At 69.7% G+C, this 20,893-nt stretch carries 19 protein-coding genes and 1 pseudogene; 8 read left to right on the top strand and 12 right to left on the bottom strand.

Features of this window, described 5'->3' with window-relative positions; genetic code table 11:
- Nucleotides 1-5: 5 nt before the first annotated feature.
- Nucleotides 6-779 carry a DeoR/GlpR family DNA-binding transcription regulator gene (locus GA0115254_RS22995; protein ID WP_093897186.1) on the bottom strand — a complete coding sequence of 258 codons (774 nt, stop codon included), beginning with the start codon at nt 777-779 and terminating at the stop codon, nt 6-8.
- Nucleotides 780-1,174: 395 nt separating this feature from the next.
- On the opposite strand from GA0115254_RS22995, the gene GA0115254_RS23000 reads away from it, so the two are divergent.
- The 4 genes from GA0115254_RS23000 to GA0115254_RS23015 all read left to right on the top strand — a co-directional run bounded on the left by GA0115254_RS23000 (nt 1,175) and on the right by GA0115254_RS23015 (nt 5,230).
- Nucleotides 1,175-2,431, top strand: coding sequence for a LolA family protein (locus GA0115254_RS23000; protein WP_093897187.1), 1,257 nt, complete (start codon nt 1,175-1,177; stop codon nt 2,429-2,431).
- 134 nt (nt 2,432-2,565) lie between these two features.
- Complete coding sequence (locus GA0115254_RS23005; protein ID WP_093897188.1) at nt 2,566-3,549, top strand: ABC transporter ATP-binding protein; 984 nt, start codon at nt 2,566-2,568, stop codon at nt 3,547-3,549.
- Nucleotides 3,536-4,420, top strand: a complete 885-nt coding sequence (locus GA0115254_RS23010) for an ABC transporter permease (protein ID WP_093897189.1) — start codon at nt 3,536-3,538, stop codon at nt 4,418-4,420. Before GA0115254_RS23005 ends, GA0115254_RS23010 begins: the two co-directional genes overlap by 14 nt.
- A 195-nt stretch (nt 4,421-4,615) precedes the next feature.
- The gene (locus tag GA0115254_RS23015) at nt 4,616-5,230 is read left to right on the top strand and encodes a TetR/AcrR family transcriptional regulator (RefSeq protein ID WP_093897190.1); all 615 of its coding nucleotides are present in this window, start codon (nt 4,616-4,618) and stop codon (nt 5,228-5,230) included.
- 18 nt (nt 5,231-5,248) lie between these two features.
- On the opposite strand, the gene GA0115254_RS23020 is transcribed toward GA0115254_RS23015, so the two are convergent.
- On the bottom strand, nt 5,249-6,061 hold the full coding sequence (locus GA0115254_RS23020) for an HAD family hydrolase (protein WP_093897191.1): 813 nt from the start codon (nt 6,059-6,061) through the stop codon (nt 5,249-5,251).
- A gap of 362 nt (nt 6,062-6,423) precedes the next feature.
- Between GA0115254_RS23020 and GA0115254_RS23025 the strand changes: the two are divergent.
- Nucleotides 6,424-6,666, top strand: a pseudogene (locus GA0115254_RS23025) (CGNR zinc finger domain-containing protein); the annotation flags it as partial.
- Between the two features lie 89 nt (nt 6,667-6,755).
- Here GA0115254_RS23025 and GA0115254_RS23030 read toward each other — a convergent pair.
- Entirely contained in the window at nt 6,756-7,142 is a 387-nt protein-coding gene (locus tag GA0115254_RS23030; RefSeq protein ID WP_093897193.1) for a MerR family transcriptional regulator, read from the bottom strand.
- A gap of 93 nt (nt 7,143-7,235) precedes the next feature.
- Between GA0115254_RS23030 and GA0115254_RS23035 the strand changes: the two genes are divergently transcribed.
- Nucleotides 7,236-7,709, top strand: coding sequence for a hypothetical protein (locus GA0115254_RS23035; RefSeq protein WP_093897194.1), 474 nt, complete (start codon nt 7,236-7,238; stop codon nt 7,707-7,709).
- Nucleotides 7,710-7,912: 203 nt separating this feature from the next.
- Nucleotides 7,913-8,524, top strand: coding sequence for a hypothetical protein (locus tag GA0115254_RS23040; protein ID WP_256102739.1), 612 nt, complete (start codon nt 7,913-7,915; stop codon nt 8,522-8,524).
- 53 nt (nt 8,525-8,577) lie between these two features.
- Here GA0115254_RS23040 and GA0115254_RS23045 read toward each other — a convergent pair whose 3' ends face one another.
- From GA0115254_RS23045 to GA0115254_RS23065, 4 genes are all read right to left on the bottom strand, one after another.
- Nucleotides 8,578-8,775: a hypothetical protein gene (locus GA0115254_RS23045; protein WP_093897195.1), complete on the bottom strand. Its 198-nt coding sequence runs from the start codon at nt 8,773-8,775 to the stop codon at nt 8,578-8,580.
- 93 nt (nt 8,776-8,868) lie between these two features.
- The gene (locus tag GA0115254_RS23050) at nt 8,869-10,434 is read right to left on the bottom strand and encodes an FAD-dependent monooxygenase (protein WP_093897196.1); all 1,566 of its coding nucleotides are present in this window, start codon (nt 10,432-10,434) and stop codon (nt 8,869-8,871) included.
- Between the two features lie 248 nt (nt 10,435-10,682).
- Entirely contained in the window at nt 10,683-11,669 is a 987-nt protein-coding gene (rarD, locus tag GA0115254_RS23060) for an EamA family transporter RarD (RefSeq protein WP_093897198.1), read from the bottom strand.
- Nucleotides 11,670-11,833: 164 nt separating this feature from the next.
- Complete coding sequence (locus GA0115254_RS23065; RefSeq protein WP_093897199.1) at nt 11,834-12,694, bottom strand: SDR family oxidoreductase; 861 nt, start codon at nt 12,692-12,694, stop codon at nt 11,834-11,836.
- Between the two features lie 108 nt (nt 12,695-12,802).
- Here GA0115254_RS23065 and GA0115254_RS23070 point away from each other — a divergent pair, with 108 nt between their 5' ends.
- Nucleotides 12,803-13,201 carry a winged helix-turn-helix transcriptional regulator gene (locus tag GA0115254_RS23070; protein WP_093897200.1) on the top strand — a complete coding sequence of 133 codons (399 nt, stop codon included), beginning with the start codon at nt 12,803-12,805 and terminating at the stop codon, nt 13,199-13,201.
- Here the strand turns inward: GA0115254_RS23070 and GA0115254_RS23075 are convergent.
- The 5 genes from GA0115254_RS23075 to GA0115254_RS23095 all read right to left on the bottom strand — a co-directional run bounded on the left by GA0115254_RS23075 (nt 13,189) and on the right by GA0115254_RS23095 (nt 20,798).
- Entirely contained in the window at nt 13,189-15,144 is a 1,956-nt protein-coding gene (locus GA0115254_RS23075) for an APC family permease (protein WP_093897280.1), read from the bottom strand. The genes GA0115254_RS23070 and GA0115254_RS23075 overlap by 13 nt on opposite strands.
- Before the next feature lie 129 nt (nt 15,145-15,273).
- Nucleotides 15,274-16,332 (bottom strand): 2-oxoacid:ferredoxin oxidoreductase subunit beta, encoded by a 1,059-nt coding sequence (locus GA0115254_RS23080; protein WP_093897201.1) that lies wholly within the window; start codon nt 16,330-16,332, stop codon nt 15,274-15,276.
- A complete protein-coding gene (locus GA0115254_RS23085; protein WP_093897202.1) occupies nt 16,325-18,280 on the bottom strand; it encodes a 2-oxoacid:acceptor oxidoreductase subunit alpha in 1,956 nt (651 codons plus the stop codon). Before GA0115254_RS23085 ends, GA0115254_RS23080 begins: the two co-directional genes overlap by 8 nt.
- 305 nt (nt 18,281-18,585) lie before the next feature.
- A complete protein-coding gene (locus GA0115254_RS23090) occupies nt 18,586-19,260 on the bottom strand; it encodes a response regulator transcription factor (RefSeq protein ID WP_305137553.1) in 675 nt (224 codons plus the stop codon).
- A gap of 182 nt (nt 19,261-19,442) precedes the next feature.
- Nucleotides 19,443-20,798, bottom strand: coding sequence for a sensor histidine kinase (locus GA0115254_RS23095; RefSeq protein ID WP_093897203.1), 1,356 nt, complete (start codon nt 20,796-20,798; stop codon nt 19,443-19,445).
- Nucleotides 20,799-20,893: the final 95 nt, after the last annotated feature.

Genomic DNA, 20,893 nt, shown 5'->3' on the forward strand with positions numbered 1-20,893 from the left:
GAGTGTCAGGCCGAGATCACCACTGCGCCCGACTGCTCGATGGCCGAAGCCAGCGACGGTTCGGGGGTCTGATCGGTGATCAGGCCGGTGCAGTCGTCGAATCCACAGACGCGGTGCGGAGCCACCCGGCCGAGCTTGCTTCCGTCGGCCAGCACATAGGTGAGCGCGCTGCGAGCGAGGATCGCGCGCTTGGTCGCGTTCTCCTCGAAGTAGAAGTCGGTCATCCCGGCGGAGCTGTCGACACCGCCGGAGCCGAGGAACGCCATGTCGGCGTAGAGGCCGTTGAAGAAGTCCACTGTCAGCGGGCCGGAGCAGACCAGGTCGCCGCCCCGGATCCGTCCGCCGGGAACCAGCACGTCGACATGGGGACGGGTGGACAGCTCGGCCGCGACGAGCAGGGACGGGGTCGCCACCGTCCCCCGGAAGTCCGGCGCCAGGGCGCAGGCGACCTGCAGAGCCGTCGTGCCGACGTCGATCACGACGGTCATGCCGGAGCGGACCAGGTCCGCCGCGGCCCGCCCGATCGCCGTCTTGGCCTGCTGCTGCGAGGCGGACCGCTCCGTGAAGGATGCCTCTTCGCCGCTCAGGCCGCGGACGACGGACAGCGCTGCCGCGCCGCCGCGCACCCGCATGAGATGCCCCTGCTTCTCCATCTGCGCCAGATCCCGGCGCACGGTCTCGGCCGATACGCCGAGCTGCTCCGCCAGGCTTTCGGTGCTGATCGTGCCGATGCGCTCCACGGCGGTGGAGATTCGACGGTGACGTTCGGCTGGCAGCATCCCGGCAACCTCGCTGACTGGTTTCGTGGAAAAGTGACTGGAGATGCCTGAAAGTGTGGATGCGTGACCGAAAATCGTCAAGAGTTGGGGTGTAAATCACCTGTCTCCCCGCGCCGTGACCCGATTGGCGGGCATGTGACGCGGTTCCCCCCGGCCCGGCCCGGCCGGCGTGTCGGTCCTGGGGTCGGGTGTCCACCCCTACGGGACGGTGGGCGCCCGGGTGGGTGGCGTCATACCGAAGAGGTAGGCGGAGTTGCTCCCCGGGAGTGACGATTCCGCGCCGCAGGTTTGGTCAGATGGAGAACAACCACTCCTGAACAAATCGGTGAGAATGGCGGCACGGAGTGGACGAGTGCATCCGGACGGAAGCCGCCGACCACGGAGGTAGGGCACACATGGCACCGAACGACAGCGAAGAGACCAACGGCGGGAACACCACCGCCGGCCGTCGAAAGGCGGCACGCTACATCGTCCCGGTCGCGGTGGCGGGAGTGGCGGCCGCGACGATCGGGCTCGTTCCGGCGCTCGCGAGCACCGGCGACCCCGATCTGCCGGAGATCACCGCACAGCAGCTCATCGAGAAGATCGCCGCTTCGGACACCCAGCAGCTCTCCGGCACGGTGAAGATCAGCACGGACCTCGGTATCCCGTCGCTCGGCGGTCTGGCCGGCTCCTTCGCCCCCGGCGGCAGCCACGGCGACACCGGCGGCGACAAGGGCGATTCGACCGCCGACCCGCAGACGAAGATGACGGAGCTGGCGTCCGGCACGCACACCCTGCGGGTGGCCGGCGACGGCCCCGACAAGCAGCGGGTGTCGATCCTGGAAAACGCGGCGGAGTACAGCCTGATCCGCAACGGTGATCAGGTCTGGGCGTACGACAGCAGGACCAACCAGGCCTACCACGCCACCGAGGACGGGAGCGGGAAGGAGTCCGGGCACTCGACCAGGGCCCCCGAGGGCGTGCCGACCACGCCGAAGGCGCTCGCCGAACAGGTCCTGAAGGCTGCGGGCCCCACCACATCGGTGACGGTCGACGGCACGGCGCAGGTCGCCGGACGTGACGCGTACAAGCTGCTCATCAAGCCCAGGCAGAGCGGCTCCACGATCGGCTCGGTCACGGTCGCGGTCGACGCGAAGAACGGTGTGCCGCTGAAGTTCACGCTGCTTCCGAGCAGCGGTGGCAAGGCCGTGGTCGACGCCGGCTTCACCCAGGTCGACTTCGCGAAGCCGGCCGCCTCCTCGTTCACGTTCAGCCCGCCCAAGGGTGCCGAGGTGACCGAGGCCGACGACGCGAAGGCACCGCAGAAGACCGACGGGGCAGGTGGCCTGGGGATGTTCCCGGGCGCCGAGGGACTGGGCGCCGGGGGTCGGGGTTCCAAGGACACGAAGGTCATCGGCGAGGGCTGGAACGCGATCGCCGAGATCAGGACCCCGGGCGGCACCGGACTCCCCACGAAGTCGTCGGGTGACGTACCGGCCGAGGCGCAGCAGTTCCTGGACTCGCTGGGCGACAAGGTCTCCGGAAAGTTCGGCTCGGGCACGGTCTTCAAGACTCGCCTGGTCAACGCGCTGATGACGGACGACGGCAAGGTGTACGTCGGCGCGGTCACGCCGGACGCGCTGGTCAAGGCGGCTGACAACGCCGCCTGACGCCGGGGTGCGTCGCGCTTCCCGCCGCCGACCGCCCCGCCGTACCCTCCGTACGGCGGGGCGGTCCGCTGAGGCACCGTCCGGCCCTGATCCGCCGGACAGGCCCTACCCACCCGACCCATGGGGGAGTACGCATGACAGAGCCTGGGACCGTGACCGAACCGAGGGCGGTGACCGGCCCCGGGGCCGTGATCGAGACACGGGGCCTCACCAAGCGGTACCGCGGCGGCCAACTCGCCGTCGACGGCCTCGACCTCAGCGTCCCCGGCGGCAGTGTCTTCGGATTCCTCGGCCCCAACGGCTCGGGGAAGACCACGACCATCCGGATGCTGATGGGTCTGATCGACCCGACGTCCGGCACCGCGCAGGTCCTCGGCCACCCCATGCCGGGCGCGGCCCGTGCCGTACTCCCGCAGGTCGGAGCCCTGATCGAGGGGCCCGCGCTGTACGGCTTCCTGAGTGGCCGGGACAATCTGCTGCGCTACGACTCCGCCGACCCGACCGCCGATCCGCGCACCCGCCGGGACCGGGTCGGGCAGGCCCTGGACCGGGTCGGGCTCGCCGCGGCGGCCGGCAAGAAGGCCAAGGCGTACTCGCTCGGCATGAAGCAGCGCCTCGGTCTCGCCGCCGCCCTGCTCCAGCCACGTCGCCTGCTCGTCCTGGACGAGCCGACAAACGGCCTGGACCCGCAGGGCATGCGCGAGATCCGTGCCCTGGTCAGAGAACTGGCGGCGGAGGGCACCACCGTCTTCCTCTCCTCCCACCTCCTCGACGAGATCGAGCAGGTCTGCACACATGCCGCGGTGATGGCCAGGGGCCGGCTGATCACCCAGGGCGCGGTCGCGGATCTGGCGGCCGGGGCGCACGGCCGGCTGGCCGTCACCACCCCCGACCCGGGGGAAGCCGCCCGCCTCCTCAAGGAGCTGGGTGTCACCGGTATCACCGTCGACGGCGACCGGGTGAGCGCCGAGGCCCCGCCGGGCGACGTCGAGCTCGCGGACCTCAGCGCGGCGCTGGTGCACGCCGGTGTACGCCTGCGGTCCTTCGGCGTCGAACGGGCCTCGCTGGAGGACGCCTTTGTCGCACTCACCGGAGAGGGTTTCGATGTCGCAGGCTGAAGCCGGAATCGTAGGGGCGGGCACGCGCAATCCGCTGTGGACCTTCGGAATCCTTCGTTCCGAACTGACGACCACGCTCCGCCGCTGGCGCACCCTCGCACTGCTCGGGGTGCTGGCCGCCGTTCCCGTGCTGATCGGGATCGCGGTGAAGATCGAGACGAATCACGGCTCCTCGCCCGGACCGGGCGGTGGCGGGGGAGGCCCCGCTTTCCTCTCCCAGGTCACCAACAACGGCCTGTTCCTGGTCTTCGCGGCCCTGGCCGTGACGCTCCCGGTCTTCCTGCCGATGGCCGTCGGCGTCGTCGCGGGCGACTCGATCGCGGGCGAGGCCAACGCCGGCACCCTGCGCTATCTGCTGGTCGCCCCGGCGGGCCGGACCCGGCTGCTGCTGACGAAGTATGCCTCCGTCCTCACGTTCTGCCTGGTCGCGACCCTGGTCGTGGCCCTCTCGGCGCTCGCCGTGGGCGCGCTGCTGTTCCCGGTGGGTGAGGTCACCACCATCTCGGGGACCCGGATCGGGTTCGGCGAAGGGCTGCTGCGGGCCGGACTGATCGCGGTGGTGGTCGCGGCGTCACTGATCGGATTCGCGGCGATCGGCCTGTTCATCTCGACTCTCACCAGCAGTGGGATCGCGGCCATGGCCGCCACTGTCGGGATGCTGATCACCGTGCAGATCGTGGACACGATCCCGCAACTGAGCGGCATCCATCCGTATCTCTTCCCGCACTACTGGATGTCGTACGCGGACCTGCTGCGCGACCCCGTGTACTGGGACGAGGTGGTCAAGAACCTGGGACTGCAGGGCTTGTACGCGGTGGTGTTCGGCTCGGCGGCCTGGGCCCGCTTCACGGCGAAGGACATCACCGCCTGACGCGCGGCGCTTCGCACTCGTGCCGTCGGCCGGGCGAGCCGTCCCCCGATCGGCTCGTCGCGGCACGAACGGCACGAATGGTGCGAACAGCAGGAACGATACGACACGGCACGTTCCGTTTCCGCCTCAGTATTGTTCGACTTCTGGCGACGGACTGTCAACAAGGATTGGCTCAAATACACCTATGCTCACCGAATGATCACATCGCCGAGTTCACTGCGTCGCAGCGAGAGATCACGACGGGCGATCCTGGAGGCCGCCCTCGAACTGTGCACGGAGAAGGGGTACGGCCGGGTCACGGTCGAGGCCATCGCGGCCAGGGCGGGTGTCAGCAAGAAGACGATCTACCGCTGGTGGCCCTCGAAGAGTGCGGTGATGCTGGAGGCTTTCACCGACGCGCTGGTCGGCACGACGCCGTTCGTCGACACCGGCGACATCGCCGCCGACCTGCGGGCCAATGTGATGGGCGCGGTGAAGCTGCTCTCCACACCGCCCTACGGCCCCGCGTACGCCGGGATTCTCTCCGAGGTCCACCACGACGACGCACTCGCGGAAACGGTCAGAACGAAGCTGATCGACCCCCGTTTCGACGAGGCGGTCGCCCGCCTGCGCCGGGCCCAGGAGCAGGGCCAGATCCCACCGGGCGCCGATCTTCCGCTGGCGGTGGAGATGCTGTACGGCCCGGTGTACTACCGCCATGTGCTGCGCAAGCCGGTGCAGGACGAGGAGACGATCGCGGCACTGGTCGCGCATGTGCTGCGGGCGCTGGGGGCGCCGGAGGTGCTCCCGCCGGGGGGCGGGAACTGCTGAGAACTGCTTGCGGAACGATCAACGGGATCCGTACACCCGCTCCAGCACTTCCGCCACCCCGTCGCCCTCGTTCGACGACGTCACCTCGTCCGCCGCGGCCCGGAGGTCCGGATGGGCGTTGGCCATGGCGACGCCGTAACCGGCCGCGCGGAACATCGGCAGGTCGTTGGGCATGTCCCCGAAGGCGATCGTGGTGCCCGCGTCCACGCCCAGGAACTCGGCCGCCAGCGCGAGCCCGCTGCCCTTGTCGACACCGTACGGCTGCAGTTCGACGGTGCCGGGGCCGGAGAGCGTGACGGAGGCGAGATCACCGACCGCCGTACGGGCCGCCTCGGCCAGCGCGTCGTCCGTGAGCTCCGGGTGCCGGATGAGGACCTTGATGACGGGTGCGGACCACAACTCGTGCCGATGACGCGTCCGTTGGGCGGGAAGCGTGGGGTGGGGCATCCGATATCCCGGCTCGATCAGTGTCCGGCCCTCGGTCCCGTCCTGGTCCACGGCCGCGTGGACCGGTCCCACCTGGGCCTCGATCTTGCCGAGCGCGGTGTCGGCCGCCTCCCGGTCCAGGGGGAGCGTGCGTACCATCCGCCCGGACCCGGCGTCGTACAGCTGAGTCCCCTGCCCGCAGACCACCGGCCCCCGGTAGCCCAGCCCGTCGAGCAGCCCCCGTATGCCGGGCACGGGCCGCCCGGTGACCACGAGATGCCGCGCCCCGGCCCGTACGGCCAGGGCGAGCGCGGCGCGGGTGCGGGGGCTCACGGTGTCGTCGCGGCGCAGCAGGGTGCCGTCCAGGTCCGTGGCGACGAGGGCATATGCGGGTGGGATGGTCATGGATCAAGCCTAAGGTCCGCCCGGGGGCGCGCACTTCGGCGTTGACAGGCGATGGCCGACTGCGTGTAATGAGATCGGTGTCGCGTGACGCTGGCCAAAGAGCAGTGGGCCGGCCGGTGGTCGGGCGAACACCCTTCATCCGAGGGGTCCGTGATGAGTTCATACTCCGCGCCCTGTACATGACGTAGCGCAGCAGCCGCACGCCATCATCTGCCGTTCGCACGTCCCGGCGCCGTCATGTGCGCCGCCCCGACGCCAAGTCCGGTGATCGCGAACCGTAGTTGCCGCCGGGCCGAGTCCGGCGGTCGGCCGTGCGGTGGCTCCGTTCCGTGCGCAGCGCGATCAGTGTCGCCGTGGACTCCGGCACCCTCGCCTGGGGCCCGGATGTCACGGGAACGGCCCTTCTGCCGACCGTCGCCCGCGATGCGGTGGAGCTGTTCGTCGGCCCGTACGCCGACCGCATCCGTGAATGCGGCTCCGAGAGCCGCAAGTTGCCCTTCGTCGACACCTCACGGCCGGGCAGGCGGCGGTGGTGTGCGATGGAGCGTTGCGGAAACCTCCACAAGGTACGGGCCCACCGCGCCAGGCATGCCGGGACCGACTGAGGACTCATGCCGATGCCTCGGCTGTCCTACGCCGTTCAGCCGGGCCCTGGAGGCACCTCGCGCCGTGTGCGAATGTGACGGTCGGCCCTTTATGTGTCACGTTTTCGCGCGAGGGCGGGTCGGTCGGCTGTCCGCAACGGGCAACCGGTGCCGACGCGCGCGGTGAGTTCGGTTCGCAGGGTGGCGAGTTCGGCCATGCGTGCGTCGATGACCTGGATCTTCTCCTCGAACAGCGCGGACAGCGCTTCCGCGGTGTCCGGCGCTTCGCGTAGCTCCTCGCCATGCCGCGCGATCTCCGCGAGTGAGAATCCGAGTGTCTGCGCGGTGCGGACATACTGCAGCCAGGCCAGTGTCTCGGGCGGGAAGTCACGGTAGCCATTGGCCAGCCGCCGGCCTGTGACGAGGCCGACCTTCTCGTAGAACCGGATGGCGTCCCTGGTCATGCCCGCCTGTGCGGCCAACTCCCCGATACGCATGACCCTCCGTCGGACGATGGGCTTGACCTTGGAGCGTACTCCACTGTTTACCGTGAGGCGCATCGCTGCCCCGAGACCAACAGGAGCCTCACAGTGATCCGTCTCCCAGCCCCCTCGCGTCCCGCCCGTCTCCGCGAAGTGCGCGCGAGCGCTTGGTACGACCTCGTAGTCACGGCGGGATTCGCGACGCCGTGGACGTATGCGCTGGTGCACGATGCGCTGTCTTCGTTGGGTCACGCATGGGGGCTGGGTGTCCTGCCCGAACTCGACCCGGTGCAGACCCTGTACGCGAATCTGATGGGTTCGGTCGTGGTCGTCTGGGCCGTCCTGCGCATCGTCAGGCCGCTGCCGGTGCACGGACTGCTCGACGGCATCGCGCGCACACTGTTTGCGGCGTGGCAGGCCTACGCGCTCGCCCACGGCGCCACGCAGCTGCTGTGGCTGTTCCTCGGTGTCGAGGTGGCATTCGGAATCGTTCAGCTCGTGCCGTGGTGGCGGAACCGGCGCACCGAGTCGGCGGACGGGCATGGGGAGGTCATCACCGGCCCGGAGGGTGTACGCCTCTGACTCGGCCTGGACGCCGAGCTGCCGGCGGAGAAGAGTGCTCCGTGCCGTACGGCCGACGGCGTCGAGAGCGAGACCCGCATCAACCGCAGGTGGTCCAGATCGTTGGCCACTGCACCGACACTGTCGGCCGTGAGGTACCTTCGCGCAGGTCAGCCAGTGGTGACGACAACACCCACTGCCCCGCCGTTCAGAACAGGCGCCCTGTGACCAACCCGCCCGGCCTCAGCCGGTCCATACGTTCCGCCAAGACCTCGACGTCCCGGACCCGTAGGGGCCCGGCCCTCACCGCCGTCCTTCTGGCCGCTCTGCTCAGCGCCTGCGGCAGCCCCGCCGCGCCCAGCGGCTCCGCCGCGCCCAGTGGTCCGGCCGTACCCGTCGACGGCGGCAGCCCCGCCGACTCGGGGCTGCGCGACGGAACCGCATCGAGCCCGCCCGACCGCACCGTCTCGGGATTGCGCGACGACATCCGCCACATCACGCGGAAGACCGCCACGGGTACCCGGCCGCGCACGGTCGAGCGCTGCACCACGCGCGTCAGGAAGGTCAAGCACACCTCCAGCACCGGCAGCACCAGGAAGACCCGGACCTGGTACACCAACGACTCCTACAAGGACTGCGAGAAAGTCCAGCAGGGCACCAGGAGTTACACCCGCGTCGTGCGTCCGGCACGCTGGTGCGTCGAACTCGACAATGTCGGGGGCAACCCCGCCGAGGACGATGTCTGGTACGAGGTCGAATCGGCCGTCTACCACAAGGCCACGCAGATCGAGGAAGGCAGCAAGCTGTCCTTCACCCCGTTGCGCAGGGGCTGTTGACCCACCCGCCTGCCGTCCGGGTGGGCGGCAGGCGGACGGAGCTCGGCCGGTGGCTAATCGACGGCGTGGACGCGATACAGAGCGATCGTGTGATCGGTGCGGCGTACGTCGGCCGTCGCACCGGAGCGCAGGGAATCGGGGCCGGACGGGTGGACCTGCTCCACGCTGTCGTCCGTGTGCGTGGTGGGCGAGGTTCCGCAGACGAAGAAGGACAGCGTGGACAGGGCCGCGGTGGCGGTGCGCAGGAGCACGCGGGAGTTCCCGGACGTGCGCGTAAATCGGCTCATAACATGTCAGGAAAATATGAGCATGCGGTAGTTCCGGGATTGCCCGCCGTGACGCGCTCAAAGCCGCCTGAATGCCGTACCGCTCAGGTGGTCCAGGTAGTCCATGACAGCCCGGCCGTCGTCGGCCGGCGCGATCAGCCCCACGTGGTTGTCCGGGCGGACCAGGACGAGGGTGTCGGCGCCCGTCTCGATGCCGTACGCCGAGCGGGCGTGGCCCTCGTCGTCGGTCAGGCCGTGCCGTGCTTCCGCGTCCACCCCGTACGCCCGCACCGCGTTGCCGTACGTCGCTTCCGTCGCCCGCAGCGCGTCCGTCGTGGCCGGGCCGAAGCCCAGCAGGGTGAAGTGCGGTCCGGCGAACGCCTCGAACAGCCGGGCCGGTGCGCCCGTCCCGGCGTCGCGGCAGGGGGCGTCCGGGGCGCGGTCGCCCGCTCGCAGACGGGCGGTGGAGCCTGCGGGGGAGAGCGAGCTCCAGCGGTAGCCCAGGCCCAGGCCCGTGGTCTCCCCGGTGACCGCCGAGTCCAGGCCGCCGCCCGGCCGTCTGATCGCGTCGAGCGTGACCCGCAGCCGCTCGGAGCTGATGTCCAGCGCCCAGGAGGCCACGGGCAATCGCTCCTCCTCGTACGTGTCCAGCAGGCCGGGATCAGCCTGGCCGGTGACGACCCGGGCGAGCTTCCAGCCCAGGTTGAACGCGTCCTGGATTCCGGTGTTCATGCCCAGTCCGCCCGCGATGGAGTGCACATGCGCGGCGTCCCCGGCCAGCAGTACGCGACCCACCCGGTAGCGGTCGGCCATGCGCTCGTTGACCCGGTACGTGGACAGCAGGGTGGCCTGCGTCAGATGGGTGGCCGGCAGTCCGGTGTGCTTGGCGAAGAGCCGCCGGAAGCTCTCCAGCGAGGGCGGTACGGGGGCTCCCGCCCGGTCCCGCTCCGGCCCCGCCTGGAACCACCAGCCCGACCGCGTACCCGGGATCGGGCACATCATCACGGCGCCGTCCTCGTCGAACCACTGGTGCCAGTAGCCGCGGTCGGGGCCGTCCGCCTCCACGTCCCCGCAGACCATCACCTGCTCCTCGGTCGTCTTCCCCTCGAATGGGACGCCGAGCAACTTGCGCACCGGGCTGTGGCCGCCGTCGCAGCCCACCACGTACCGCGCCTCGATGCTCCGGCCGTCTGCGAGCCCGACCGTCACCGAGTCGGAGCCTGCCGTCAACCGATCGGCTTCCGCGTCGAGTTCGACGTGTACTCCGTACTCCGCCAGGCGGTCCCGCAGGATCTCCTCCAGCCGCCACTGGGCGATCAGCCACCCACGGTCGTACGGGGTGTCCGGCGTCGGGTGTGATGCCTCGAACGGGTCGGTGTCGGCGATCGGCAGCCCGTTCCGGTACTTGCGCATGGGCAGCGGCGCCGAGCCCGCGGCCAGAACCCTGTCCACGACGCCGAGGTCCTCCAGGACCTCAAGGGAGCGGGGGTTGGGGCCCTTGGCCCGTGAACTGCGCGGAAAGTCCGGGGACTTGTCGATGATCCGTACGTCGATGGAGCGCCGGGCCAGATCGCAGGCCAGGGTCAGGCCGGTCGGCCCCGAGCCGACGATCAGTACATGGGTGGTGGGCGCGGATGCGGGCATGGAGGCTCCTCGGCTGCGGTTCCGTGGACCTTCAGAGAATCGCAACCAGGTTAAAAAAGCAACTCAGTAACTAAAGTCCGGGCTGCTGCACACCTCGACCCGGTTCGGCTCCGCGGTCGGGATCTCGGCGGTGACGGCGGTGCACGGGATCGCGTAGGCGGGTACGGACGGCTCGCCCGGAGCCACCCTGGCGGCCTGTCGGGCGGCGCTCGTCGTCCCGGTGGTGATGGTGGCGGCGGGGGCGCCGGTCACTTCGCTGGGGTTGCGGCGGAGGAAGGCGAAGCGGAATCCCCGGCCGTCGGTGTCTGCTGCGCCGCCAGCCGCACCGCACGAGTCTGCGCCTGCGCCCTCGTCCGCCGCGCCGCCCGGAACGCGTCCCACGTCAGCAGGGTGAGCGCCAGCCACACCAGGGCGAACCCGGCCCACCGCTCCGGCGGCATCTCCTCGTGGAAGTACAGGATTCCGAGGATGAACTGGAAGACCGGCGCCAGATACTGCAGCAGGCCCAGTGTGGAGAGCGGTACGCGGATGGCCGCCGCCCCGAAAAGGACGAGGGGCGTGGCCGTGACGACACCCGTCGCGGCCAGCAGTGCCGCATGGCCGAAGCCCTCGGAGGTGAACGTCGCATCGCCCTGCGCGCCCAGCCACAGCAGATAGCCGAGCGCGGGCACGAACAGCACGGCGGTCTCGGCGGTGAGCGACTCCAGGCCGCCCATGTTGACCTTCTTCTTCACCAGGCCGTATGTCGCGAAGGAGAACGCCAGCGTCAACGAGATCCACGGCGGCCGTCCGTAACCGATCGCCAGCACGAGCACCGCCGCGACACCGGTGCCGACCGCCACCCACTGCGCGGGGCGCAGCCGTTCACCGAGGAGCAGAACGCCCATGGCGATGGTGACCAGCGGATTGATGAAGTAGCCGAGCGAGGCCTCGACGACATGGCCGTTGTTCACGGACCAGATGTACAGACCCCAGTTGACCGTGATCACGGCCGCGGCGACCGATATCAGGCCGAGCTTCTTCGGCTGCCGTATCAGCTCACCGATCCAGGACCAGCGGCGCAGCACCAGCAGTGCGATGCCGACGACCCCGAGGGACCAGACCATGCGGTGGGCGAGGATCTCGATCGCGCCGGCGGGCTTCAGCAGCGGCCAGAACAGCGGGACGATGCCCCACAGGCCGTAGGCGCCGATGCCGGACAGCAGTCCGGCCCGTTGTTCATTTGTTCCCTTCACGGGCCCTCCCGGCATGTCTGTGTCAACTGCTCCGCCGACTGCACGACGGTAGCGCCGGGAGGGCCCCATGTCATAGCCGTATCGCCATACGGTCATGACATGGGGCCCGCGGGGTGCGGGGAGCGGAGCTGCGGCGCATCCGCCGTCCCGGTGACGGGGCGGAGTTACGCCGCGGCCACCGCCGCGGCCACCGTCTCGGCGAGCGGCGTCGTCGGCCGGCCGATCAGCCGGGCCAGGTCACCGCTCGTACCGGCGAGCAGTCCGCGCTCGATCGCGGCATCGACGTCGACGAGGATCGCCGCGAAACCCTCGGGCAGACCGGCGCCGACCAGGATCTCCTGGTGTACGGCGGCCGGGACGTTCTTGTGCACGATCTCCTTGCCGGTGGCCTTGGCGAGCTGCGCCGCGTAGTCCGCGAACGACCAGGCGACATCGCCGCTCAGCTCGTAGACCGCGCCGATGTGACCCTCGCCGGTCAGTACGGCGGCTGCTGCGGCGGCGTAGTCGGCGCGGGTGGCGGAGGCGACCCGTCCGTCGCCCGCGTTGGAGACGACGGCGCCGTGCTCCAGGACGGGGGCGAGGTTGGCGGTGTAGTTCTCGGTGTACCAGCCGTTGCGCAGGAAGGTGTGCGGCAGCCCGGAGTCGAGGATCAGCTGCTCGGTGGTCTTGTGCTCGTCGGCCAGCTCGAAGTCGGCGTCGGGGCCGCCCAGCACGCCGGTGTACGCGAGCTGCGCGACGCCCGCCGCCTTGGCCGCGTCGATGACGGCGGCGTGCTGCGGTACGCGCTTGCCGACCTCGCTGCCGGAGATGAGCAGGACCCGGTCACCGGCCCGGAAGGCGTCCTTGAGGGACTCGGGGCGGTCGTAGTCGGCGACGCGGAGCTCGACGCCGCGGGCGGCGAGCGGGGCGGCCTTCTCCTCGTTGCGGACGACGGCGGCGATCTCGGTCGCGGGCACGGCGGTCAGCAGCTGGTCGATGACGAGACGGCCGAGTTCTCCGGTGGCTCCGGTGACAACGATGCTCATGGGGGGTTTCTCCTCTTTGGTGGCACTGGTCCTTGTTTGGGTTCGCAGACTCACTGTACGGGGTGCACTAACCATTCGAAAGTACCCACTTTGAAGTAAGGTACTGGCATGAGCGTGAGTGACCTGAGCAGGAAGCCCGATGTGAACCGGCAGATGTGCCCCTCCCGGCTGGTGCTCGAACATGTCACCAGCCGCTGGGGCGTCCTGGTCCTCGCCGCCCTGCTGGAGCGCTCGTACCGCTTCAGCGAACTGCGTCGCGAGGTCGGCGGCGTCAGCGAGAAGATGCTGGCCCAGACCCTCCAGACGCTGGAGCGTGACGGCTTCGTGCACCGGGACGCGAAGCCGGTGATCCCGCCGCGGGTGGACTATTCGCTCACCGGGCTGGGCCGGGAGGCCGCCGAGCAGGTGTGGGCGCTGGCCCGCTGGACGGAGCGGCGCCTGGACGCCGTGCACGCGGCGCGCGAGACGTATGACGCCGAGAAGAAGGAGCAGGTTCAGTCCGGCTGAGGCGCGCCCCCCTCCTCCAGCGTCCGCAGCGCCCGCGAGACATCGAACGGCAGGATCGTCACCGCCACATGCGGCAGCTGCGCCAGCGTCTTCGCCATCTGCTCACCCGTGCCCCGGTGCAGCATCTTCCCGAGCACGTTCCTGTACGTCCGCCGGGGCACCAGCACCGTCAGCCAGGTGTTCCCGTCCTCCGTGGTCCGGGATGCGAGCTCTTTCATCGCATGGCGCAGCCTCCTGTCCGGGCACTGCACCAGCTCCAGGGACACGGATGTGGCGGCCGTCGCCTCCCACCGGGCTGCCAGCCGCCGGCCGTACGCCTCGTCGATCGCGAAGTGCACCGCCCGGATCTCGTCCGGGCGCAGCTCATGGGCGTACCGCAGGGCCTTCAGTGTCGCCAGGTCGAGCGTCTCGACGAGGACGAAGACCAGGTGGCGGCGGAACCGTGCCCGGTCGGCGCCCGGGGCCTGGATGCTCTGCAGCACGGCGGCCTCGCGCCGGTACTCGCGGTTGATCCGCATCAGCGCCCACACCCCGAGCGGGAAGACCACCACGACCAGCCAGGCACCCTCCGTGAACTTGGTGACGGCGAAGATCAGCACCACGGCGGCGGAGATGCCCGCGGCGGTCCCATTGACCGCGATCTTGAGCCGGCGGTACGGCTCGCGACGCCGCAGGTGGTACGCGGTGAGGCCGGCCCCGGCCATGGTGAAGGCGGTGAACACGCCGATCGCGTACAGCGCCACCAGCTTGTCCACGCTGGCGCCGGTCACCAGCAGCAGCGCCAGGGAGACGACGGCCAGCGAGATGATGCCGTTGGAGAACGCCAGCCGGTGCCCGCGCCGGGTCAGCACCCGCGGCAGGAACCGGTCCTTGGCGACGAAACTCGCCAGGTACGGAAAGCCGGTGAACGGGGTGTTGGCGCCGGTGTAGAGGACCAGCGCGGTCGCCAGTTGCACGAAGACCAGCCCGGCCGTACCGAGCGGCCCGCCGCCGAACGCGAGATGGGCCTCCTGCGCGATGACGGTGGGTGTGCCGTCGGTGTACGGGACGGCATGGGTGAAGTGCGCCAGCGTGGAGACGCCGAGCACGAGAATGCCGAGCACCGTGCTCATGACGATGAGGGTGCGGCGGGCGTTGCGGCCCTGGGGTTCACGGAACGTGGAGATGCCGTTGGAGATCGCTTCGAGCCCGGTGAGGGACGAGCCGCCGTTGGCGAACGAGCGCAGCACGATGAAGAGCGAGGCGCCGTAGAGCCAGCCGTTGCCCGGGGTGCCGACCGGCACGACCCCGGCGGCGTGCAGATCGGCGCGCGGCAGCTCGCCCGTGAGCCCGCGCACCGCCGCGACGAGAAGCACGAGGCCGACGGCGGCCATGAAGAGATAGGCGGGCAGCGCGAAGGCCCGGCCCGCCTCGCGGACCCCGCGCAGATTTCCGTATGCGAGCAGCACGATGACGGCGACGGAGACCGGGAGCTGGAGATGGTCGAGCCCGGTGAAGTTGCCGCCGACCAGATGGGCGAGCGAGATCAGGGCGTTGGTGCCGGCCGAGACCTGCACGGCGACGGTGACGATGTAGTCGACGAGCAGTGCCACGGCGGCGATCTGCGCGATGTTGGGCCCGAAGTTCTCCCGGGCGACGACATACGACCCGCCCGCCCGGGTGTAGATCATCACGACATCGCTGTAGCAGAGCGTGAGAAGCAGCAGTACGAGCAGGATCGCGCCGGTCACCGGCATGAGCAGGGTGAACGCGGCGGCGCCGACGACGGGTACGAGGACCCGGAGCATCTCCTCGGAGCCGTACGCGGACGAACTGATGCAGTCGGAGGCGAGCACCCCGAGCGCCGTCCGGTTGTTCAGCTTCTCCTCGCTGATGCGCTCGGTGGTGAGCGCTCTGCCGAGCAGACGCCGCTTGATGCGGTACGCGGGGCGGTCCAGGGCCATGGCCACATGGTGCGCGGTGACCGGTCGCACGACTGACCGCAATCGCCGGACGGGCCGAAATTCAGCCCGTCCGGCGAGGGGAAGTACCCCTGAGGGGTGCCGTCGGTCGACGTACCCCTGGGGTATCGGCTAGCCGACGACCGTCCAGTTGTCGTTGCCCGCGAACAGCGCGGCCAGGTCGCCCTTGCCGTCTCTCTCGACCGCGGTCTCGAGCTGTTCGGCCATCTGCGTGTCGTAGACCGGCCGGTCGACGCTGCGCAGTACCCCGATGGGGGTCTGGTGCAGGGTGTCGGGGTCGGCGAGCCGGGACAGCGCGAAGGCCGTGGTGGGGCTGGCGGCGTGGGCGTCGTGGACGAGGATCTGCGACCGGTTCTCCTCGGTGACCGCGACGACCTTGAGGTCACCCGTGGCCGGGTCGCGCACGACACCCTTGTCGTCGTCCGCGCCGAAGAGGATCGGCTGCCCGTGCTCCAGCCGGATGACCGCGTTCTGCGCCTGGTCCTTGTCCTTGAGGACCTCGAAGGCGCCGTCGTTGAAGATGTTGCAGTTCTGGTAGATCTCCACCAGCGCCGTGCCCGGGTGGTCGGCCGCCGCGCGCAGCACGCTCGTGAGGTGCTTGCGGTCGGAGTCGATCGTGCGGGCGACGAAGGACGCCTCCGCGCCGATGGCCAGGGACACCGGGTTGAAGGGGGCGTCGAGCGAGCCCATCGGCGTCGACTTGGTGATCTTGCCGACCTCGGAGGTGGGGGAGTACTGCCCCTTGGTGAGCCCGTAGATCCGGTTGTTGAAGAGCAGGATCTTCAGGTTCACATTGCGGCGCAGCGCGTGGATGAGGTGGTTGCCGCCGATGGACAGCGCGTCGCCGTCGCCCGTGACGACCCAGACGGACAGGTCGCGGCGGGAGGAGGCGAGACCGGTGGCGATGGCCGGGGCGCGGCCGTGGATCGAGTGCATCCCGTAGGTGTTCATGTAGTACGGGAAGCGGGAGCTGCAGCCGATGCCGGAGACGAAGACGACGTTCTCCTTCGCCAGCCCGAGCTCGGGCATGAAGCCCTGCACGGCGGCGAGGACCGCGTAGTCACCGCAACCGGGGCACCAGCGCACTTCCTGGTCGGACTTGAAGTCCTTCATGGACTGCTTGGCCTCGGCCTTGGGCACCAGCTGCAGGAGTTCATTGGTGTCAGGCATCGATGGCCTCCTTGAGAGCCGTCGCAAGCTGCTCGGCCTTGAACGGCATACCGTTGACCTGGTTGTAACTGCGCGCGTCCACCAGGTACTTGGCCCGGATGAGCGTGGCCAGCTGGCCGAGGTTCATCTCCGGTACCACCACCTTGTCGTAACGCTTCAGCACCTCGCCGAGATTCCTCGGGAAGGGGTTGAGGTTGCGCAGATGGGCCTGGGCGATGGGCTGTCCGGCGGCGCGCAGCCGGCGGACGGCGGCGGTGATGGGGCCGTAGGTGGAACCCCAGCCGAGGACGAGTGTCCGCGCCTCGCCCGGATCGTCGACTTCGAGGTCGGGGACCTCGATGCCGTCGACCTTGGCCTGACGGGTGCGGACCATGAAGTCGTGGTTCGCGGGGTCGTACGAGATGTTGCCGCTGCCGTCCTGCTTCTCGATGCCGCCGATGCGGTGTTCGAGACCGGGGGTGCCGGGGACGGCCCACGGGCGGGCCAGGGTCTGCGGGTCGCGCTTGTACGGCCAGAAGACCTCGGTGCCGTCGGCCAGTTCATGGTTCGTACCGGTGGCGAACTGGACGCGCAGGTCGGGGAGTTCGTCGATCTCGGGGATCTTCCACGGCTCGGAGCCGTTGGCGAGATAGCCGTCCGAGAGCAGGAACACCGGAGTGCGGTACGTCAGCGCGATCCGGGCGGCGTCGAGCGCGGCGTCGAAGCAGTCCGCCGGGGTCTTCGGGGCCACGATCGGGACCGGGGCCTCGCCGTTGCGCCCGTACATCGCCTGGAGCAGGTCGGCCTGCTCGGTCTTGGTGGGCAGACCGGTGGACGGGCCGCCGCGCTGGATGTCGACGACGATCAGTGGCAGTTCGAGGGAGACGGCGAGCCCGATGGTCTCCGACTTCAGGGCCACTCCGGGCCCGGACGTCGTCGTCACCGCGAGCGATCCGCCGAACGCGGCGCCCAGCGCGGCACCGATGCCCGCGATCTCGTCCTCGGCCTGGAAGGTGCGTACACCGAAGTTCTTGTGCTTGCTGAGCTCGTGCAGGATGTCGGAGGCCGGGGTGATCGGGTACGAGCCCAGGTAGAGTGGCAGATCCGCCTGCCGACCTGCGGCGATCAGCCCGTAGGACAGCGCCAGGTTCCCGGAGATGTTGCGGTACGTACCCGGCGGGAAGGCCTGCGAGGCGGGTGCCACCTCGTAGCTGACCGCGAAGTCCTCCGTCGTCTCCCCGAAATTCCACCCGGCGCGGAACGCCGTCACGTTCGCCTCGGCGATCTGCGGCTTCTTCGCGAACTTGGCGCGAAGGAACGCCTCGGTTCCCTCGGTCGGCCGGTGGTACATCCAGGAGAGCAGCCCGAGCGCGAACATGTTCTTCGAGCGCTCGGCCTCCTTGCGGGAGAGCCCGAACTCCTTCAGCGCCTCGATCGTGAGGGTGGTCAGCGGCACCGGGTGGACGTTGTACGCGTCCAGCGAGCCGTCCTCCAGGGGACTGGTCTCGTAGCCGACCTTCGCCATCGGGCGCTTGGTGAACTCATCGGTGTTGACGATGATTTCGGCGCCGCGCGGCACATCGCCGATGTTGGCCTTGAGGGCGGCCGGGTTCATCGCGACCAGGACGTTGGGCGCGTCGCCCGGCGTCAGGATGTCGTGGTCGGCGAAATGCAGCTGGAACGACGAAACCCCCGGCAGGGTGCCTGCGGGGGCGCGGATCTCGGCGGGGAAGTTCGGCAGCGTGGAGAGATCGTTCCCGAAGGACGCGGTCTCCGAGGTGAACCGGTCACCGGTGAGCTGCATACCGTCTCCGGAGTCACCCGCGAAGCGGATGATCACCCGGTCCAGGCGGCGGATCTCCTTCTCGCCGGCGCCCGCGTGATCGGGATGGGAGGCACGCGGCCCCCCGACGAGCGCCTCGCTGGCCTCATCGGCCTGTTCGGCTGTGCTACTGACCTGGCTGGTCACTGAACTGGACCTCCCTCGGGGCGGCGGCTCGGGACCGGCCGGCCCGCCGACGGTCCCAAGGCCCACCCTACGTCGGTAAGGGTCGCCTTCCCTGGACCGATCATATGGTGGACGTCGTTTTGAGACGCGATTTGATGCCGCTTTGTCATGTTTCGCAAGCCCCTCAGCCGTTCGGTGAAGACGCTGTGCACTCATTCTTTGGGTCTAGGACCCCGATCGGCCCTCGTTCGGGGCGCGGGTCACCGCGACGGCCGCATCCGGCCCCGCAGTGACCTCCACCCGGCATCTGACAGGGTGTCAGCTCGTCAGGAGTTCAGATAGGTGAGCACCGCCAGTACCCGGCGGTGATCCCCGTCACTGGGGGACAGGCCCAGTTTCAGGAAGATATTGCTGACGTGCTTCTCCACGGCCCCGTCGCTCACCACCAGCTGCCTGGCCACCGCGGAGTTCGTCCGGCCCTCCGCCATCAGGCCGAGCACCTCGCGCTCGCGCGGCGTCAGCCCGGCCAGGACGTCCTGTTTACGGCTTCGCCCCAGCAGCTGCGCCACGACTTCCGGGTCCAGTGCCGTCCCGCCCTGCGCCACCCTGACCACCGCGTCCACGAACTCCCGGACCTCGGCGACCCGGTCCTTCAGCAGGTACCCCACACCTCGGCTGGATCCGGCCAGCAGCTCGGTCGCGTACTGCTCCTCGACGTACTGCGAAAGGACCAGTACCCCGATTCCGGGATAGTCCTTGCGCAGCCGCACCGCCGCCCGCACGCCCTCGTCGGTGTGGGTGGGCGGCATCCGCACATCGGCGACCACCACATCGGGCAGCGCATCCTGTCCGGCGAGATCATGCACCGTCTTGATCAGCGCCTCGGCATCCCCCACCCCGGCGACGACGTCATGCCCGAGATCGGTCAGCAGCCGGGTGAGCCCCTCCCGAAGCAGTACCGAATCCTCGGCGATGACTACTCGCACCCTGTCCTCCACCATGACGCTGTATCCCCCACTGCTCGCTGGTCCCGTTTGTATGACGTCCAGCATCCCAGTATCGGCAGTGCCGTGTCCCCGGCCGCCGGACCGGCTCGAGATCAAGCCGGTCCGGCGGTCGGGGACGAGGGGGGGAGCAGTGAGGGTGGGGGCTTCCTGTCACGGCTCCGTTCGTGCGGGTGTGTTCAGCCGCGCCACGGCAGCTCGGCCGTGATCCGGGTCGGGCCGCCCTGCGGGGAATCCACGACGAGTACGCCGTCCACCGCGTCCAGCCGCTCGGTCAGCCCGGCCAGCCCGCTGCCCGAGGACACATCGGCGCCGCCGCGCCCGTCGTCCGTGACCTGGAGCATCAGCCGGTCCGCCGACCGCCACACATCGACCGACGCACGGGTCGCGCGTGCATGCTTGCTCACGTTCTGCAACAGCTCCGAGACCGTGAAGTAGGCGATTCCCTCGATGGCCTGGGCCGGCCTGGACGCCAGGTCCACTTCGACCGTCACGGGGACGGTGCAGCGGGAGGCGATGGCGGAGAGTGCGGCGTCGAGGCCTCGGTCGGTGAGGACGGCGGGGTGGATGCCGCGGGCGAGGTCGCGGAGTTCCTGGAGGGCGACCTTGACCTCTCCGTGGGCCTCGTCGACCATGCGGGCGGCGGCCTCGGGGTCGTCGGTCAGCTTCTCCTTCGCCAGGCCGAGATCCATGGCGAGGGCGACGAGCCGGGCCTGTGCGCCGTCGTGCAGGTCGCGTTCGATGCGGCGCAGGTCGGCGGCGGCCGTGTCGACGACCACCCCGCGGTCCGACTCCAGTTCGGAGACGCGCGTCGCCAGCCGGGACGGCCCGAGGAGCCCCGCCACCATCACCCGGTCCACGCCCGCCAGACCACGGATGATCCACGGTGTGACGAGGACGAGTATCAGGCCGCACACGCTGGTCGCAGCCAGCTCGAAGGGGGAGTCGAGATAGACGTGGTGGCCGTCGTCCCCGTACAGCTGGATGCCGCCGGTCCCCACGGACGCCGGGAAGACCCACTGCCACAGCGGGTAGGTGAGGGTGGCCCACCCGCACGACCAGAGCGTCAGCGAAAGGGTGAAGGCGAAGATCGCCCACGGGAGGTGCAGCAGCGCGTAGAGCAGATGCCGCCAGGACGCCCCGCTCTTGAGGACCGCGCCCACCCAGGACAGCAGGCCGCCGGTCCTGCCGTGCACCGGTGCCGGGTCCGCCACGTCCAGCTTCAGCAGCCCGCGCGCCCGGGCGCGCTCCATGGCGCCGAAACCGCGGCACATGGCCAGCGCGCCGGCCAGGATCGGAACCCCGAGGAAGGTGATCAGCATGCCGATGCCCAGCGTCGTCAGGGTGATCGAGAGGCTGAACAGGACCACGCTGATGGGCAGGCTCAGCAGCAGATAGCCGAACTCGCGCCAGGTCCTGCCCTCGAAAGGCGCGCGCAGCGCGGCCGGGAAGAAGTGCTTCACCGGGGGAGGGTCCCCGAAACCGGCTCCGGACCGCTGGTGGTCCCGAGTGTCCGGTCCATATGCCGTGGCCATGGGTGCAGTCCGTTTCTTCTCATGGAGCCGGTTTCTCCGGTGGTTTCGGGGTTCCGGCCGGTACATCAAGGGTGCTGGGTCGCGGGTCGGCGGAC

It is taken from the genome of Streptomyces sp. Ncost-T10-10d (assembly GCF_900091955.1).
GTDB lineage: Bacteria > Actinomycetota > Actinomycetes > Streptomycetales > Streptomycetaceae > Streptomyces.

Coding starts and splice junctions, on each gene's coding strand:
- GA0115254_RS23030 (WP_093897193.1), bottom strand. CDS start 7,142: ATGCGTATCGGGGAGTTGGCCGCACAGGCGGGCATGACCAGGGACGCC.
- GA0115254_RS23005 (WP_093897188.1), top strand. CDS start 2,566: ATGACAGAGCCTGGGACCGTGACCGAACCGAGGGCGGTGACCGGCCCC.
- GA0115254_RS23070 (WP_093897200.1), top strand. CDS start 12,803: ATGAGCGTGAGTGACCTGAGCAGGAAGCCCGATGTGAACCGGCAGATG.
- GA0115254_RS23090 (WP_305137553.1), bottom strand. CDS start 19,260: ATGGTGGAGGACAGGGTGCGAGTAGTCATCGCCGAGGATTCGGTACTG.
- GA0115254_RS23010 (WP_093897189.1), top strand. CDS start 3,536: ATGTCGCAGGCTGAAGCCGGAATCGTAGGGGCGGGCACGCGCAATCCG.
- GA0115254_RS23080 (WP_093897201.1), bottom strand. CDS start 16,332: ATGCCTGACACCAATGAACTCCTGCAGCTGGTGCCCAAGGCCGAGGCC.
- GA0115254_RS23000 (WP_093897187.1), top strand. CDS start 1,175: ATGGCACCGAACGACAGCGAAGAGACCAACGGCGGGAACACCACCGCC.
- GA0115254_RS23065 (WP_093897199.1), bottom strand. CDS start 12,694: ATGAGCATCGTTGTCACCGGAGCCACCGGAGAACTCGGCCGTCTCGTC.
- GA0115254_RS23020 (WP_093897191.1), bottom strand. CDS start 6,061: ATGACCATCCCACCCGCATATGCCCTCGTCGCCACGGACCTGGACGGC.
- GA0115254_RS22995 (WP_093897186.1), bottom strand. CDS start 779: ATGCTGCCAGCCGAACGTCACCGTCGAATCTCCACCGCCGTGGAGCGC.
- GA0115254_RS23015 (WP_093897190.1), top strand. CDS start 4,616: ATGATCACATCGCCGAGTTCACTGCGTCGCAGCGAGAGATCACGACGG.
- GA0115254_RS23095 (WP_093897203.1), bottom strand. CDS start 20,798: ATGGCCACGGCATATGGACCGGACACTCGGGACCACCAGCGGTCCGGA.
- GA0115254_RS23075 (WP_093897280.1), bottom strand. CDS start 15,144: ATGGCCCTGGACCGCCCCGCGTACCGCATCAAGCGGCGTCTGCTCGGC.
- GA0115254_RS23050 (WP_093897196.1), bottom strand. CDS start 10,434: ATGCCCGCATCCGCGCCCACCACCCATGTACTGATCGTCGGCTCGGGG.